Source organism: Bradyrhizobium sp. Mp19, from assembly GCF_029952935.1.
Lineage (GTDB): Bacteria > Pseudomonadota > Alphaproteobacteria > Rhizobiales > Xanthobacteraceae > Bradyrhizobium > Bradyrhizobium elkanii.
This window is the reverse complement of record NZ_JASAUT010000045.1, coordinates 19723-34845: the sequence shown is the minus strand read 5'-3', so window position 1 is coordinate 34845 and position 15123 is coordinate 19723. Positions and strand designations below refer to the sequence as shown.

General features: G+C 58.0%; 19 protein-coding genes. 17 read left to right on the top strand and 2 right to left on the bottom strand.

From position 1 onward, the window contains the following. Positions 1-423: 423 nt before the first annotated feature. Entirely contained in the window at positions 424-1275 is an 852-nt protein-coding gene (locus tag QJT82_RS33985; protein ID WP_016848161.1) for a hypothetical protein, read from the top strand. Positions 1276-1939: 664 nt separating this feature from the next. Beyond that, on the top strand, positions 1940-2320 hold the full coding sequence (locus tag QJT82_RS33980) for a Rieske 2Fe-2S domain-containing protein (RefSeq protein WP_028343126.1): 381 nt from the start codon (positions 1940-1942) through the stop codon (positions 2318-2320). Between the two features lie 9 nt (positions 2321-2329). Here QJT82_RS33980 and QJT82_RS33975 read toward each other — a convergent pair whose 3' ends face one another. Further along, complete coding sequence (locus QJT82_RS33975) at positions 2330-2920, bottom strand: hypothetical protein (RefSeq protein WP_016848163.1); 591 nt, start codon at positions 2918-2920, stop codon at positions 2330-2332. A gap of 276 nt (positions 2921-3196) precedes the next feature. Here QJT82_RS33975 and QJT82_RS33970 point away from each other — a divergent pair, with 276 nt between their 5' ends. From QJT82_RS33970 to QJT82_RS33895, 15 genes are all read left to right on the top strand, one after another. Beyond that, complete coding sequence (locus QJT82_RS33970) at positions 3197-3517, top strand: iron-sulfur cluster assembly accessory protein (protein ID WP_028343127.1); 321 nt, start codon at positions 3197-3199, stop codon at positions 3515-3517. Positions 3518-3536: 19 nt separating this feature from the next. Beyond that, positions 3537-3815, top strand: coding sequence for a hypothetical protein (locus QJT82_RS33965; RefSeq protein ID WP_016848165.1), 279 nt, complete (start codon positions 3537-3539; stop codon positions 3813-3815). Positions 3816-3833: 18 nt separating this feature from the next. After that, on the top strand, positions 3834-5027 hold the full coding sequence (gene nifS, locus QJT82_RS33960; RefSeq protein WP_028343128.1) for a cysteine desulfurase NifS: 1194 nt from the start codon (positions 3834-3836) through the stop codon (positions 5025-5027). Then, the gene (gene nifT, locus QJT82_RS33955) at positions 5024-5248 is read left to right on the top strand and encodes a putative nitrogen fixation protein NifT (RefSeq protein WP_016848167.1); all 225 of its coding nucleotides are present in this window, start codon (positions 5024-5026) and stop codon (positions 5246-5248) included. The genes nifS and nifT overlap by 4 nt, the downstream gene beginning before the upstream one ends. Continuing rightward, a complete protein-coding gene (locus QJT82_RS33950) occupies positions 5245-6108 on the top strand; it encodes an SIR2 family protein (protein ID WP_028343129.1) in 864 nt (287 codons plus the stop codon). Before nifT ends, QJT82_RS33950 begins: the two co-directional genes overlap by 4 nt. A gap of 340 nt (positions 6109-6448) precedes the next feature. After that, positions 6449-8005: a nitrogenase cofactor biosynthesis protein NifB gene (gene nifB / locus QJT82_RS33945; protein ID WP_016848169.1), complete on the top strand. Its 1557-nt coding sequence runs from the start codon at positions 6449-6451 to the stop codon at positions 8003-8005. Positions 8006-8013: 8 nt separating this feature from the next. Next, a complete protein-coding gene (locus QJT82_RS33940; protein WP_075968411.1) occupies positions 8014-8238 on the top strand; it encodes a 4Fe-4S binding protein in 225 nt (74 codons plus the stop codon). Between the two features lie 166 nt (positions 8239-8404). After that, complete coding sequence (locus tag QJT82_RS33935) at positions 8405-8758, top strand: hypothetical protein (protein ID WP_028343130.1); 354 nt, start codon at positions 8405-8407, stop codon at positions 8756-8758. Next, the gene (locus QJT82_RS33930) at positions 8755-9075 is read left to right on the top strand and encodes a nitrogen fixation protein NifZ (RefSeq protein WP_016848171.1); all 321 of its coding nucleotides are present in this window, start codon (positions 8755-8757) and stop codon (positions 9073-9075) included. Before QJT82_RS33935 ends, QJT82_RS33930 begins: the two co-directional genes overlap by 4 nt. After that, a complete protein-coding gene (locus tag QJT82_RS33925; protein WP_016848172.1) occupies positions 9072-9311 on the top strand; it encodes a nitrogen fixation protein NifZ in 240 nt (79 codons plus the stop codon). Before QJT82_RS33930 ends, QJT82_RS33925 begins: the two co-directional genes overlap by 4 nt. A 15-nt stretch (positions 9312-9326) precedes the next feature. After that, on the top strand, positions 9327-9686 hold the full coding sequence (locus tag QJT82_RS33920; RefSeq protein ID WP_016848173.1) for a DUF3024 domain-containing protein: 360 nt from the start codon (positions 9327-9329) through the stop codon (positions 9684-9686). 35 nt (positions 9687-9721) lie between these two features. After that, positions 9722-9991: a hypothetical protein gene (locus tag QJT82_RS33915; RefSeq protein ID WP_016848174.1), complete on the top strand. Its 270-nt coding sequence runs from the start codon at positions 9722-9724 to the stop codon at positions 9989-9991. Positions 9992-10035: 44 nt separating this feature from the next. Continuing rightward, positions 10036-11190 carry a DegT/DnrJ/EryC1/StrS family aminotransferase gene (locus tag QJT82_RS33910; RefSeq protein WP_016848175.1) on the top strand — a complete coding sequence of 385 codons (1155 nt, stop codon included), beginning with the start codon at positions 10036-10038 and terminating at the stop codon, positions 11188-11190. Positions 11191-11665: 475 nt separating this feature from the next. After that, positions 11666-12124 (top strand): Rieske 2Fe-2S domain-containing protein, encoded by a 459-nt coding sequence (locus QJT82_RS33900; RefSeq protein ID WP_016848177.1) that lies wholly within the window; start codon positions 11666-11668, stop codon positions 12122-12124. Positions 12125-13085: 961 nt separating this feature from the next. After that, entirely contained in the window at positions 13086-13433 is a 348-nt protein-coding gene (locus QJT82_RS33895; protein WP_035632565.1) for a (2Fe-2S) ferredoxin domain-containing protein, read from the top strand. Between the two features lie 549 nt (positions 13434-13982). On the opposite strand, the gene QJT82_RS33890 is transcribed toward QJT82_RS33895, so the two are convergent. Continuing rightward, entirely contained in the window at positions 13983-14726 is a 744-nt protein-coding gene (locus QJT82_RS33890) for an OmpW family outer membrane protein (RefSeq protein WP_016848180.1), read from the bottom strand. Positions 14727-15123: the final 397 nt, after the last annotated feature.

Sequence of the window (15123 nt, the reverse complement as noted above, 5' to 3'; positions counted from 1 at the left end):
GCGCAACAGCGCGTCACGAAATGGTCGATATCGGCAGCACACGACTAAAACGCACAGAACTGGAAAACGAGAGCGTAAGGGCGGGCCGGTCCTCGATAGACGTGTGCATTTGTTCAAGTATCTGATCAAACCCCCAGCCTGCAAGTGCTCTAATGAAAGGCGATCGCGCGTGTGGCGATGAGTGGCCAGTCCTTGAGGGATGGACCATCGTCATATGACGTAATGTGCACTCACCGAATGCAATTCGATGAGTTGCGCGTGCGGCGAATGCGCGCGGAGCGCCTGGTCGTAGCGTGCGAGGCGGACAGAGGCTTTGCGCTATCTGGGTCAGCTTGCGGTAAGCTAGGCTGTGTATTCTAGTCGGCAGAGCTTGCGCGGCACGAGCTCAACAGCGTGGAAATTTGCCGATAGGAGAGCGATCTGATGTATGGCAGAATCGTTGGCTCATCGAGCCCGTCCACAGGCGCCAGCCAAGCTGATGAAGCGGGAGAGGCGGGGGACAGCTCGCATTTTACGGAAATGGTTGCAGGCGTCGGTTCAAGTGGGGCGTCGCCGGCGCGATACTCTCTGGAATCCAATCCGCCCATTTCCGAGATCGATCGCTCTTCCTTCAATGACGGACTGTGGAGATTTCTGGGTTCTGATATCCAGAGCATCGCAAGTAGCCGGGAAGAGTACTCGGATTTCGTATCCAAGAAAGCTGAGCGCGCAGCAACGGTCGCTGGAAGCTATCTCCACACCTACGATGATCTGTCCAGGCCAGCGAAATTTTTCAGCTATAAATTGGGTGACGAAACGGTCGGCCTCTTAAGAGTGGGAGGTCCGGTTCGGATCAAAGGAGACGCCTTCCGGAACCAGTTTGGCCGCAACGATCTGACGTCTGTGGTAGACCTTCGGGTGACACATCCCCTGGTCGAGAATGCGGGCGATATTCTGCTGGAACATCAACTGAGAATTGATGCGCGCAACGGCGCTGAGCCGCTGATCTTGTCAAAACCAGCCTTAGGCGGGATGGAACCCCGCCTGGCGGAAATGGGTTTTGTTCACGTGGGGCGAAACCACTGGGTGCTTGATCCTCACCAGCATCCGGAAGTGTGGACCAAGAATGAGAACGATGAGTGGCAGCGAGTAGGCAAGCCTACAAAGTACCTCGCCAAGGCAGGGGATGGTGATAGCGCGACCCAAGCGCCTCGCCAGTTTGACTCTTCTGACGAAGATGATTCGACAGAATACTACTACTTGGAGCGCGCCCTTGCGGGGCTGCACACAGAGTAGAGCAGCTGTAAGTCGCGGGAGCCGGCAGGAAATGGCTGGCGTTTCGTGGATTGCGCGCGCCAGCGAAGGCTATGGCCTGATGAGGCGCACGCTCCCGGTGTGCGCCCAAGGATGATTTTGGCGGTGACCGCGGTTACCGCCAACAGCGGGCACGCCGACTTTAAGGCGTGCCTCGCTGCCAGCTATTAGATCGACTGCAGCAACGACGCGTGCGGCGTTGTTAGCTGGCGGTCAATGCGGCGTCTGCGGAGCATTCAGCAGTCCCTGCATTTTCGACGGTCTTGGTTGAAATGCATCATTCTCATCAGTCAAGCTGCGCGGGCCCGCAAACGCGAGCACATCTATGCACATGCGAAGATCGAGAATACAAAGAGACGGTGTGCTTCGTCACATGCCGTAGACAGCCGCACCATTCCGCAGTGCGATGCGACTCGCCTGACTGTGGACGAAAGCGGAACCTTCGAAAGGCTAGAAGATCAATGCTTGCGCGGGATTCGTCTCATCATGCACCAACGCGAGTGAGTTGTTGTACAGGCGAGCTTGTACGTCTCGAGTGCTACAATGCGGAGCCAATCTGGCGCGCTCCTACGGTTGTCGCATTGTTGATACAGGTGATATGAAGCGTGTCGTCGTAATCGACGAGCAATGAACGCAGTCAGACGCCATTTACGCGATTTGCGGTCTTAGCGACATTCCAAGCCGCCGGGCCATGGGATTCCGTCTTATGATCGTCGATCACGACGGCAATCAGCGGCCGTGGTCTATCGTTGTGGTGCGCTGGGGCAAGACGGTGCTCGGTTATCTCAATAGATGCCCGCACAACGGCGTTAATTTGGACTGGGAGCGGAACGAGTTCCTCGATCCATACGGCGTCCGGCTGATGTGCGGTAAACACGGATCGACCTTCGAACTTGGCACTGGCCGGTGCGTCGAAGGTCCGTGCAAGGGCAGAGCGCTCACGCCGATCGCCTTGACAGTTCTGGATGGTGATATCTGTGTCGTCGGCGTGCGTCTTGTCGAAGACGATACGCCTTTTGATGAATGAAGCCAGCGCTCAGACCGGCCGATTTTCGTTTCGATTCTTCACGGGTTCCATCCTCTTCAGCCCATCTTCGTACGAGATCTCATCACAGGACAGATCCAGATTCTTTGCCGCATCGAGCAGGTAATCCAGCTTGCCACCTGAATCGAGCTTCTTGATGTCGTCCTTGTTGATTCCGACCAGGTCCATCATCTCCTTCCAAACTGTGGACTCGTCGCACGGAAGGACGTGGAAAGTGGCATCGCCAAGCCTGACTCGGTATTTCGCCAGCAGATCTATGTTGTTGCAGAACATGAAGTAGCTGCCGTCGGGGCTTAACGCGCCGTCCAGCACGCCTGCAACGTCGGCAAGATAGGCGAAGGAATGCAGATAGCCGGCTAGCACCGGAATGGTTCGCTCTCCATCATGGGCGATGGTCAAAACTTGTTCGATCGAATAGTCCGGCGGCCGCTTCTCGTCCGCGACCTGGGTTTGGAATTTCAGTGCGACGTCACCGCGAAAGCCGAACCGCCCAGGCTTAATGGTCCCGCCTTTGAATACGGCATTGAGCAGGCGACCCTCCTTCTCAAGTCTGCCGAGTGCGGTGTTCTCGATTGCAGTCATTAGAACGTTCCTCGATCTAAGCGTTTCACCAACGCTTCGGCGTCGGTGCGAGATGCAATGCAAATTGCTTGCCGCCCATGTGCAGCGGTCTGCGGCATAGCCGGGAAGGAAAAGGCGTGAAATGGGCACCGACAGCCTGAAGCAGCCTTGTCCGAAATTCGACACGAGTACCAAAGTCAACAGGCGTGGGCCGAAAAGGCAAGCATCATCAAATGTCTGCACGCTGGCACATGACTTGCCAAGAGCACGCAGTCCTAAGCAGATGAAGGATAAGCCATGATCAACCTGACGGATAGCGCGGTGAATGCGGTCAAGAGTGCGATTTCATCATCGACACAGCCAGCTGGCGGCCTGCGCATTATGGTCGAGGCAGGCGGCTGCAACGGGTTCAAATACACGATGGGTCTGGTTGAGGAACCGAAGCCCGACGACAAAGTGATTGAGTGCGGTGACCTGAAGGTGTTTGTCGACGACAAGAGCCATCAACATCTGGTCGGAACAACCATCGACTTCGTGATGGCGCTGGAGAGCTCAGGCTTCACCTTTCACAACCCGAACGCCACCTCGAGCTGCTCCTGCGGAAAATCGTTCAGCTGATATGAAAGAGACATCAAGCATGCTGGCCGAATCAGAGCAACTCAGGCAATTGCAGGCCGCCGTGAACGGCCGAAAACCGCGCATTCGCGCCGTACTCGAGGAGATCCGACCCATTCTGCAACGGGGTGACGGCAGTCGAGTGATCCGGATCGGTGGCAGCAGGAACGTGGTCAGCGTTGGTGGCAGCGCGTTTTGCGAGCTTTTGAGCGGATCGTTGGAAGGCATGCAGGCGCGGCTTGTCGAGAGACTCGGCGAATTCGTCCGTTTCATCCCGGTTGCTGCAGCAGCCAAGGCGTGAGATTGAGTGGGGGATCAGGTGCCGATTTATCTCGATAACAACGCGACGACGCGGACTGATCCGTCCGTCGTGCAAGCCATGTTGCCTTACTTCACCGAGCGATTCGGCAATGCCTCATCCAGCCACGCCTTTGGCGGCGAGGCCGCAACCGCGCTGAAGCAGGCGCGCCGTAGCTTGCAGGATCTGTTGGGGAATGCCGACGATCATGAGATCATTTTTACCTCAGGTGGGACCGAGGCAAATAATGCTGCCATCCTCTCGGCGCTTGCGAGCCAGGAAGGCCGTGACGAGATCGTTACCACCTCGGTTGAGCACTCCGCCATCCTTTCGCTGGTCGAGCAATTGGCGCCGAAAGGCGTCAAGACACATATCATACCGGTAGATTCCCGCGGCCGGCTCGACATCGAGGCGTTTCGCTGCGCGCTCGGGCCCCGCACGGCGATCGTCTCGACCATGTGGGCCAATAACGAGACCGGTACGATTTTTCCCGTGGAGTTTCTGGCCGGGTTGACCCGTGAGGCAGGCGCGCTGTTTCACACCGATGCGGTCCAGGCCGTCGGTAAGGAACGCGTCGACCTGAAGGACAGTGCGATCGACATGCTGTCGCTTTCGGCGCACAAGCTGCATGGCCCAAAAGGGATTGGCGCGCTCTATCTGCGCAAAGGGACAAAATTCCGGCCGCTGATCTGGGGTGGATCGCAGGAACGTCGGCGCCGCGGCGGTACTGAGAATATCCCCGGCATCGTTGGTCTTGGAAAAGCTGCGGAGCTGGCGGTGGAGCGGCTCGAGCCGGAGCGTGTTCGCATTGGTGCGTTGCGCGACCGCCTGGAGCAGGGGATTTTGCACAGCGGCGAGTGCGCGGTGCTCGGCGATGCTAGCAATCGGCTAACCAACACGGCCAATATCGCGTTCGATGATCTTGAAAGCGAAGCAATCGTCCATCATCTCAATCGTGCGGGCATTGCAGTGTCGCTGGGAGCAGCCTGCAAGTCCGGCTCAATGGAGCCATCGCATGTTCTGCGCGCCATGCGGGTGCCGGAGCGGAGTATGCGCGGCGCGGTGCGCTTTTCTCTGTCGCGTGAAACCTCTGTTGCGGAGGTCGATGAGGTCGTGTGCGTACTATCCGACATCGTGGCTCGCCTGCGCGCCAATTTGCGGGGATCGGCCAGTCTGCCCAGCTATGCGCGGCAGTCGAGGGAGTTGAGCTCGTGAAGATCATGATTCGCCGCGCTCCGGACTCGGGCCTGTCGATCTACGTGCCGAAAAAGGATCTCGAAGAGTCGATCGTGGAATCCGAGCACGAGACGCTATGGGGCGGCTGGATCAAAATAGCCAATGGCTGGGTGCTCGATTTACCGCAGATGGCTAGCGATACGCGCTTGCCGGTGACGATCAACGCCAAGAAACGAGGTGAAAACGGTGACGATCCGTGAATGCGCCCGTGCAAATCGATTTTGTCAACGCAACCGATGCTAAGGCCATTCTCGCGGACGTTGCTGCCGGGCTGAGGGCCGCGAGCATTGTTCCCTATATCGGTCCTGGCCTTGCCGAACTGTCCAGACCCGATGTGCCGACGACGTCTGAGGCGTTATCTGCTTTCTTCGCCAGCAAGGTCGCGTTGCCGCGACGGGCCAAGAGCAATGCATGGGCCGCGGCGCAGCACATCGAAATCAACAAACATCGCTCCACCGTGACGGCATTGATGGCGCAGGCCTTTGCTCGGCCGGTCGAGCCGACCGCCTTGCACGATCATCTTGCGTCTCTGTCGCTGCCCATCATAGTCGACGTATGGTATGATGGCGCGATGCGCGGGGCGTTGGATAAGCGCGATGGATGGGGCGAAGTGCAGGGTATCACCCGCGCCAGCATTGGCGAGAATCGTTGGTATCGCTTTTATGACCAGGTTGGCCAAGAGGTCGACGGTGTCGTGGCGGATGGCTGGGCGACGGTGCTGTACAAGCCGCATGGCGGTGTGCAGCCGGCAAAGAACTTCCTGATCTCCGACGCTGACTATGTCGAGGCGCTGACCGAAATCGACATCCAGACATCGATTCCGGACATCATCAAGGAAAGGCGGATCGGACAGAGCTTTCTCTTCATCGGCTGTCGGTTCAACGACCAGCTGTTGCGTAGCTATGCCCGGCAAATCATCAAGCGTTCGGCCAAAACCCACTATGCGATCGTTGATCTGGATGCGCTCTCACGCAATGAGCTCCGCTTTCTGCGCGAGCAGGGCCTGACGCCGCTTGCGATTGGATTGCCTCGCGCAGTCGAGATACTGCTCACCCATTAGTGCGTTGCGAAGTCGGATCGCCAGCTCTCATCGGACTATTGTGAGATGCCGCATCGCATCAGGGCCAACGGGGAAGGAGCCGGGATCGCGCATGCTTGGCGTTTGAATGAATGCACCCGCCGTGGAGCTCGGCGGCAGGAATACGACGTGCTTGTTGGCTTTCAAACACGCGCATGGTTGCTGTTCTTGCATTCGGTTGCGTTGCTGTTCCAGCTAACTGTTTGGCGTATGGCTACAATCGCATCGACTCTACCATGGCATATGAGTTGCTACTGCTCTTGCTGAGGCTCTCGGGGCTGGTCCTGAGAAGCCGAAGATTGCCTGCAGGGAGACATGGAAAATGAACGCGGTCGTCGGGCGCGGAAAATGTGCCAAAGCTGCGGTAGGTGCCAGCAAGATGGTGCAGGCCGCCGAGCATAAGGGCTGCCGCACCTCGTCCAACTCCGGGCAGGCGAGTTGCGGCTCGCGGGCAGGGCAAGGCGATCTGCCGACCGAGATCTGGGAAAAAGTGAAGAGCCATCCCTGCTACAGCGAAGAGGCGCATCATCATTACGCGCGCATGCACGTCGCAGTAGCGCCAGCCTGCAACATCCAGTGCAACTACTGCAACCGCAAATACGACTGCGCCAACGAATCACGTCCGGGCGTGGTGAGCGAGAAGCTCACGCCGGAGCAGGCGGTAAAGAAAGCGCTTGCGGTCGCGGCCACTATTCCCCAGATGACCGTGCTTGGCATCGCCGGTCCCGGCGATCCGCTGGCCAATCCAGAAAAGACGTTCAAGACGTTCGAACTCGTCGCCAAAGCGGCTCCGGACATCAAGCTGTGTCTATCAACCAATGGGCTGAGCCTGCCAGATTATGTTGACGTCATCGCCAAGTCCAAGGTTGACCATGTCACGATCACCATCAACATGATCGACCCCGAAATCGGCGCCAAGATCTATCCTTGGATCTTCTTCAACCACAGGCGCTACACCGGCCTCGACGCGGCAAGGGTACTTGCCGATCGCCAGCTGCTAGGCTTGGAGATGCTTAGCGAACGGGGGATCCTGTGTAAGGTCAACTCTGTGATGATCCCGCATATCAACGACGGTCACTTGGTCGAAGTGAACAAGGCGGTGAAGTCGCGCGGCGCCTTCCTCCACAATATCATGCCGCTGATCTCCGCACCCGAGTACGGCACGGTGTTTGGCCTCAACGGTCAACGCGGGCCGACAGCGCAGGAATTGAAGGCGCTGCAAAATGCTTGCGAAGGGGAGATGAACATGATGCGTCACTGCCGTCAGTGCCGTGCCGATGCTGTGGGTCTACTCGGAGAAGATCGCAGCGCAGAGTTTACGACCGACCGAGTCATGAAGATGGACGTCAAATACGATCTCGAGATGCGCAAGGCTTACCAAGACCGGGTAGAGGATGAGCGTGCTGCCAAGGCCGCGGCCAGCAAAGAAGAGCTCGGGGAATTGGCCGGAGCGGCGAGCGAGATCTCGCTTCTGGTGGCAGTCGCAACCAAAGGCTCCGGCCTGATCAACGAGCACTTTGGACATGCGAGGGAATTCCAAGTCTACGAACTTTCCACATCCGGCACTAAATTCGTCGGCCACCGCCGCGTAGACGTCTACTGCCAAGGCGGTGATGGGGAGAAGGATAGGCTTTCGACTATCATTCGCGGCATCAATGACTGCCACGCGGTGTTCGTGGCCAAAATCGGCGGCAGCCCGAAAAGCAACCTGATCAAGGCCGGAATCGAGCCGGTTGATCAATACGCGCATGAGTTGTTTGAGAAGTCGGCGATCTCCTGGTTCCGATCTTATCTCGACCGGGTGAAAAGCGGTGAGATCCAGCACGTGAAGCGCGGCGACGCGTCGATTCGGCAGAAAGCCGTGATCTCTGCGGCGTAGGGGGGGATGTGCCATTCAAGATCATTGCTTCGCAGTGTACGAGCTGCTCAGCCTGCGAACCCTTGTGCCCGAACGTTGCAATCTCTGAGAAGGCGGGGAGCTTCGTCATTGAACCGGCAAAATGTACCGAATGCATTGGCTATTTCGACGAGCCGCAATGCGTCGCCGCCTGTCCAGTCGACAATACCTGCGTTGTTGACACATCCTTGGCGCGATACCAGGCGCCAGCCTAAAGGTGAGCCCAGTGAACGGATTGCCGCCGCTTGATGATGCGAACCGTGCCCAGGAATGAGCCCATGCGCCTGCTCCTGCGAAGCGAGCCCCATCGCAGCCTCGCCGTCTGGCCCGGATCTTCGCTTGATGTGCGAGGAATGGCGCCGATGCTGGCCGGCCAGCACAATGAAGTTGATCGCGCCGTTGCGCGCCGCATCGCTGCAGCTGTTCTACCGATTGATGAGTCATGCGGAGGTCGAGTGCCGCCACTCTCTGGCATGGGTTGTCCGCGATGAGTGGCCGTTAGCCATGGCGAACGACCCGAACGCCTCCGTGCGATTCGAGAATATGCAGGGACTGTTGCCGAGGGTGCGAACTGCACCGCAGCACGGTCCTGACCGGTATCTCCGCCTTGAAATGGCGTGCGGCATTGCCGCTGGTGAATCGCGGGATGTCTTCGAGAATGAGGACAAATCGATGCAGGCCTCGCTTGCGCTGGTATGGCGGCGGCCCTGCGTGTCCATGAGGAGCGCTGCATGAATAAAATCGTTCGCGATAGCGACGTCGTCGAGCTCAGCGGGCCGCCTGTCTTCAGCTTTAGCGAAAAGGTACGGGCCAATCGCACCATCCGTAATGATGGCACCTTTCGCGGCAAAGAGATTGGCGAGGTGTTGGTCAAGAAGGGAGAGGTGGGTTACGTCGTTTCGATCGGAACGTTCCTGCAGCAATTCTACATCTACGGCGTCGAGTTTCTCGAACGTGGCTACCGCGTTGGCATGAAGCGCAAGGAGCTTGAGTCGGTGGACGCGTGCGAGGAGATCGATGATTTGCCATTGCCGGAAGAGGCTGTGTCATGACTGAGGACCGCTTTCCGAAATATCGGCGGGGCCAACGCGTTAAAGCGGCGGTCGACCTCATCAACGATGGCTCTTTTCCCAATACGGAACCCGACGGGATCGTGCTCGGCGCCGGAGCAACCGGCGAGATCGTCAGAGTCGCTATCCATACCGAAGCCGACGTGCCGATCTATACTGTCGATTTTGGTGTGCAACGGCTCATTGGCTGTTTTGAAGAAGAAATCACGGTGCTCTGAAGGGGGGCTTTCGCGATGACTGCCGCGCTGATGAGGAAGGTAAAAACCGGGTTGGTTCCTCACCCAAACGAGCTCGATCGCATGCGGATCGAGCGCGGCTTGAGCTCGCGCAAGCGCTATCTGTATGTCTCGCCGAACGTGACGCCAGTGAGGGGTGGTTATCTGATCGAGAGTCCCTGTTGCTCGCGCAATATCGACCAGGATGGTGGTCTCATTGATGTCGCGCTGATTCTTTACGACACCGTCAGTGGGATCTGGAAGCTGTTTTGCAAGAACCACGCGCAAGGGATCTGGGAATTTTACAGCCTTTACCACCACTTGACTTCAGCAATCGATGAGTTGAACGCGGATCCGGAGCGCCTGTTCTGGCAATGACGACGACCACCTTAGGGAGTCCTAGAGGAGCCACGATGGCGCTTACTGCGGAGGAATTGATTGAAATCGAAGGGCTGCTTGCTGTCGACGGCGCGGACATGGGCCCCCTTGTCGAGCTGCGGCGCCGCTTTCCGCAGCTTGCATGCGTTCGCTGCGATGCGTCGGATGTGACGGATCAGCCGTTCCGGCGGTTCCCTCGTTTCGATCTGCATTTGCTCGACGGGTCGGATCACTGCGTGCAGATTACGGCCGATCCGAAGCGGGCGACCGGCATCGTGTTGGCAAGAAGGAATGTTGCGCGGTGAGCGGGATTGAACTGGCAGCGCATCGGCTTGATGGTGCGGACAGGATGGAGGCAAATACGTCCTTCATTCCATTGTCCGATCCCGATATCACCTTCGCCGAGCTCTCCGCCGTGGAAACGATTCTGTGCTCGCCGCAGATCTCCAATGGGTCGGTCACTGAGGCGTTCGAGCACGCTTTTGCAGCCTATCTTGGCCGCAAATATGCCGTTGCGGTCTCGAGCGGCACCATTGGGCTCGTGCTTGCGCTCAAGGCGGTCGGCATCGGGCCAGGGCAGGAAGTCATCGCTTCGCCCTATTCACTCCGCGAGACCGTCCATGCGATCGGTCTTGCAGGCGCGCGGGCGGTATTTGCCGACATCGACTATTGGTCGGGAACATTGGTCCCAGATAAAGCCGAAGAGCGCATCACGGCCCACACGCGGGCGATTGTCGCCGGCAATCCCAACGGCCATCCCGCGCCGTGGTCGGAATTGCGGGCGATCGCGCAGCGCCACCATCTGGCGCTTCTAGAGGATTCCACCGAAGCAATCGGATCGCGCTACAAGGGCGAACTCGTCGGCCGGTTTGGCGACCTGGCGGTCTTCGACTTTGCCCAGCCCTTGGCCCTAAGTTGTGGCGAAGGCGCAATGGTGGTAACGGACGATATCGACATCGCGGTTGGCTTGCGTCGCTATCGCGCCCACCGCCTGGACGAACGCTCCTCCGTGATCGTCGGTGCCGCAGCACCATACCAAGCCGGCATGAGCGATCTCACGGCAGCCTTGGGTCTGGCGCAGCTCAAGCGTCTCGATGAAATCCTGGAGCGTCGTCGGCTGGTGGAGCAGCTCTACAACGCGCATATGCAATCATTTGAGGGCATCAAGCCGCCTTACGTTGGTCCCCATGTGACCGAGGTGAATTGGTTGCTCTATCTCGTCCATCTTGGAACACGCTTCACGCGATCCGGTCGCGATGCCATCGTCGATGATCTGCGAGTCGCCCAAATTGAAGCCGTCGCTTATAGCCATCCGCTGCACTTGCAACGCCACTACTTCGAACTCGGCTATCGACGTGGCGATTTCCTTGTTGCCGAAAAGATCGCCGATCGCGCCCTGGCGCTGCCGTTTCACACCCATCTCACGAACGACAGGATCGAGTTCATTGTCGAAGCCGTAAAGGATGCCTCGATCAACGTGGGCGCAGGGGCAGCGATCTACTGAGATGCGCGTCATCCACCACATCGAAGGACCACGATTGAATGCGATGATCCCACTTGCAACGTCGCGCGAGATGAGCGGGGCGACCGAGGGGGGCCGTGGGCACGAAGAAGACCTGCTCGAAAGTAGCGAGGCGCGGTCTCCAAGCCGCGGCTGGAGGCCACGCAAGCTGCCGGAAACGGAGCACGTCGCAACAGAGATCGTCAGTTTCGGCTCGGGTCTTTAAAGTCGGCCAAATAGGGGTTGCCATGACTTCTCAACAGGTCATCATTCACGTCCGCTTCGCTCCAAACGGGAGAGTGATCCAAATCAGCGAGCGCCCGGCGAAGCTCACGCCGAACCAATGGTTTGATGTCCTCAATACCCGTGCCGGCTCGACCTATCGGCCGCTCGCTCGTGGCCGCGGCGTTTTTCGGCTGGCCCGGGCTGCAGTCGAAGCTTTCAAGCAGGAAACTGCGAGGCCTGGATAAGCAAAGGGATGATCGGCCCGATGTGTGATCAGATCGAGGTGTTCGCCGTCTGTCCGGTCGATGCCATCGAGCGGTGTGGCGCCAAGGCCTTTAGCTTGTCGCAGGTAGACGACAGCGGCGAGAGCCGGCCGTTTCCAATTGTTGTGGTTCGCACTTTTGACGATGACTATCTAGGCTACGTCAATCGTTGTCCGCATGACAGCTTATGGCTCAACATCGGCTCCGGCGAGTTCTTCTCCTCCGATCGCTCCTTTCTCAGATGCGCACGGCACGGTGCGAAATTTGAGATCGACACCGGGCTGTGCATCGATGGTCCCTGCACTGGACAAACACTTGAGCCGATCGCACTCGCCGTCATCGAAGGTGACGTCTGCCTGTGTGGCATCAAGCTACTTGAGGATGATCGGTTTTCCGAGCCGTTCGAGGACAGCGACGAAACCATGGATATAACGATCCATCCCGATTAGCAGGCGTCACTTGGCTGTTGCTCAACACGTCTCCGGGGCGTTGTCGCCGAATAATGCCATCGTACCAGCGAGTGCTGGGCGCGGACGCGCGTCAATGCTTTGGCGTTGAGAGGCGAACAGCCGAACCTCGTGCGACCGCGACCTTCGCGGCACCTAGGAGGTGCTTTGGCGCTAGCGCACCAAATCGAGCCAGCAGGCCATTGCCGCCGCTGGATACGATGTCTTTGAGAAGGAAATGCCCTCGGCGGTTACGCCGAGGGCACCGTCTGGGCTGGTTGAAATGGGGGGACCCAGACTGACAGGACCGTTTGGTCTGGAGGAATGACGATCCTGTGTCACAATTCTTGGACGACCGCCGAAGCGGGCGTAGCAATTGCAATGCCAAGCTTTCGCTCATGCGATGCCCTTAGCGAGTGCCGCACCATAGTCAGCCGGTGGCGGCCGCCAAGGTCGAATGCACGAACGGGCGCGTTGGCGTGGTCCGGCTATTGTGCGTGCGAACGGTGCGCAACGCGAAATGCTGAAGCGGGAGCGTATCAAACGCGATGTGCCATATGTCACGCATGGAACAAGGGAGGGCGACAATGTTGCAACCTCGGCATAATTGTCAGTCGCGCCGGATAATCGTCAATCGCGCCGGAGCATCGAATGAGATCGCTGAAGAAATGATCGCTACGCATCTGGTGCGGAACTTGCTTGGAAAAGTTGGATGGTTGCGTAAGTAATGCGGAGGGAGACACCGCGAGGTTGAAGCTGATCAAGGAGGATATTCTAGATGTCGAGTATCGCTGATCGTCAGCGATCATCATCGGCATGTCGCCCGCTTTCGCAAGCTGGAGTGGGAATTAGTAGGATCAATTGGTCGATGCGGCGTTCGACTGAGGAGCAGGTTGTTCGGGCGGATGCGCTCGGATCTTGTCTCTTTTCAGATGATGGAGGCCGTTGATTTCAGGATAGGCGCATGAACGCAGAAACCGAATTCGAGCTTCCTCAACTTTATAGGCATCACGTCTTTGCCTGCAACACGCAGCGTCCGCCGAATCATCCGCACGGCAGTTGCGGCGCTTCTGGGGCGCAGGCCCTCTGGGATCGGATGGGCAAGGCGATCGAAGCGCAAGACCTCACTGATGTCGGTTTCACGGTGACGGGCTGCCTTGGCTTTTGTAACTCCGGTCCTTTGATGGTCGTCTATCCAGACGGAATCTGGTATCGCGCCACCACGCCTGAGGACGTTGATGAAATCGTAGACTCTCATCTCAAGCAGGGCAAACGTGTCGATCGCCTCGTGATGGTGCTGAGGCGAAGCTAAAGGCGTCGCTTGAGCGCCGCTCGCCCTTTGTATCGAACATCGCAGGCCTATCCGCCCAGTAGCTAGCATCTTGGAACGTTCGACAATGATCGGGTGCCCTAACGCTTCCAGTACGTGCCCAACACGGGACTGCTTACTTGTCGCTATGGCTTTGGTTTCAAGAACATGCGCTACAAGCTAAGCCTTGATCGGATTCTACTCATGATCGGGGCCGAAGAGCCCTGAGCTCATGTCCTTGCAAGTGCGGTCGTTCTCTCGCAGGGGGCGACCGCCTTGAATTCTCGGCGCCGATAGGCAGGCGGCCGCTTCTGCTAATGCCGGGAAGCACGAGCAGGAGCCTATCACTAGTGGCTCGATTTGATTGTTTTCCACCACTTACCGACACATCCGTGACGCACAGCGCGAGCAATGCTGGGAGTGGCTCCTGGTCACCGGCGAGACGACGCGTCTTTACGCATCATCTCGCTGGCGTTTGTACTGTATTATAACGGAGAGACGCGTCCGGCGACCCGGCGCGTCCGGGAAGTTCACTGAAGCGTGTTTCCAGCCTCAGAACTTGTAGGTGATGCCACCGCTGACGAGCCATGGGTCGATATTGGCGCGACCAGTGACGGCAATCGCATTGTTCACGGTCGCCGAATAATCCGGCCGCAACCACAACTTCTTCACGTCGAAGTTGAGGCCCCAATGGCGGTCAAGCATATAATCGAAGCCGAATTGGACCGCGGCGCCGAACTGGTTGGCGATGTGCAAATCCGTCACGGCAAGGCCGGCGAGCGACGTATTGGCAGCCGATTGGTTGAAGAATACGGTGTAGTTGATGCCCGCGCCGATGTAAGGCTTGAGCGGGCCGAAATCGGTGAAGTGATATTGCAGAGTCAGCGTTGGCGGCAACAGCCAAGCCTTGCCGATATCTAGTCCATTTAGCTTACCTGTGCCGCTGATGTGATGGCGGCTCACACCGAGAATGAGTTCGGCGGCAACGTTTCTTGTGAAGAAATAGGTGATATCGAGCTCCGGTACCGCTTGGTCGCTGATCGATAGCCCGGAGGCTGGCGAGGATAGCGGCGACGCCCCGGCGACATTGACGGAGCTGCCTGCGGTATCCGGTAAAACGCCGAGAACGCGCAGGCGGATCATCCACGGATTGAAGGGTTCGATTGGGGGGGCTTTGTAGTAGATAGGGGCCTGCGCCAGATCGGCGGCCTGAACCGACATGCTGGCCAACGAGCTCGCGAGCGCGAGCAGCGATGTCGTCGTCAGAATTGCTTTGATCCTCATCGAATTCTCCATTCCAAAGTTCGCGCGAAGAGTCGCGCGAGACCTCTGTCACACATGGGAGACGGCGATTGATTTGATGCTGATCAAAATGGCGGCGCACGTAGCGCAATTATGCAGCCACGTTGCATAAGGATCACGACCACGAAGCTCCGTGGTTCTGTCCGTATCGTTTATTCAGTTTAACATTCCGTCTGAGCCGAATCTATTCAATAACCGTGTCTCGGCTCAAAGCTCTGATCAAATCCGGGCTGCAGGAATCTTGTGCGCGATAGAACTGCGGTGGTTTCCCACACCGCAGGCGACGACATGTCTTATTCAAACCGAGCAATCTGAGCGCCGCTGGTTACGAAGAGCCACGCACGTCGGCCGTCTCGCCGAACATGCCGTCGGCCATCCTGACCAAGCGATA

What these genes read in the sequence shown, in the direction of transcription:
- QJT82_RS33985 (WP_016848161.1), top strand. Translation starts at nt 424, where the DNA reads ATGTATGGCAGAATCGTTGGCTCATCGAGCCCGTCCACAGGCGCCAGC.
- QJT82_RS33975 (WP_016848163.1), bottom strand. Translation starts at nt 2,920, where the DNA reads ATGACTGCAATCGAGAACACCGCACTCGGCAGACTTGAGAAGGAGGGT.
- QJT82_RS33970 (WP_028343127.1), top strand. Translation starts at nt 3,197, where the DNA reads ATGATCAACCTGACGGATAGCGCGGTGAATGCGGTCAAGAGTGCGATT.
- QJT82_RS33965 (WP_016848165.1), top strand. Translation starts at nt 3,537, where the DNA reads ATGCTGGCCGAATCAGAGCAACTCAGGCAATTGCAGGCCGCCGTGAAC.
- nifB (WP_016848169.1), top strand. Translation starts at nt 6,449, where the DNA reads ATGAACGCGGTCGTCGGGCGCGGAAAATGTGCCAAAGCTGCGGTAGGT.
- QJT82_RS33935 (WP_028343130.1), top strand. Translation starts at nt 8,405, where the DNA reads ATGAAGTTGATCGCGCCGTTGCGCGCCGCATCGCTGCAGCTGTTCTAC.
- QJT82_RS33930 (WP_016848171.1), top strand. Translation starts at nt 8,755, where the DNA reads ATGAATAAAATCGTTCGCGATAGCGACGTCGTCGAGCTCAGCGGGCCG.
- QJT82_RS33925 (WP_016848172.1), top strand. Translation starts at nt 9,072, where the DNA reads ATGACTGAGGACCGCTTTCCGAAATATCGGCGGGGCCAACGCGTTAAA.
- QJT82_RS33920 (WP_016848173.1), top strand. Translation starts at nt 9,327, where the DNA reads ATGACTGCCGCGCTGATGAGGAAGGTAAAAACCGGGTTGGTTCCTCAC.
- QJT82_RS33915 (WP_016848174.1), top strand. Translation starts at nt 9,722, where the DNA reads ATGGCGCTTACTGCGGAGGAATTGATTGAAATCGAAGGGCTGCTTGCT.
- QJT82_RS33910 (WP_016848175.1), top strand. Translation starts at nt 10,036, where the DNA reads ATGGAGGCAAATACGTCCTTCATTCCATTGTCCGATCCCGATATCACC.
- QJT82_RS33900 (WP_016848177.1), top strand. Translation starts at nt 11,666, where the DNA reads ATGATCGGCCCGATGTGTGATCAGATCGAGGTGTTCGCCGTCTGTCCG.
- QJT82_RS33895 (WP_035632565.1), top strand. Translation starts at nt 13,086, where the DNA reads ATGAACGCAGAAACCGAATTCGAGCTTCCTCAACTTTATAGGCATCAC.
- QJT82_RS33890 (WP_016848180.1), bottom strand. Translation starts at nt 14,726, where the DNA reads ATGGAGAATTCGATGAGGATCAAAGCAATTCTGACGACGACATCGCTG.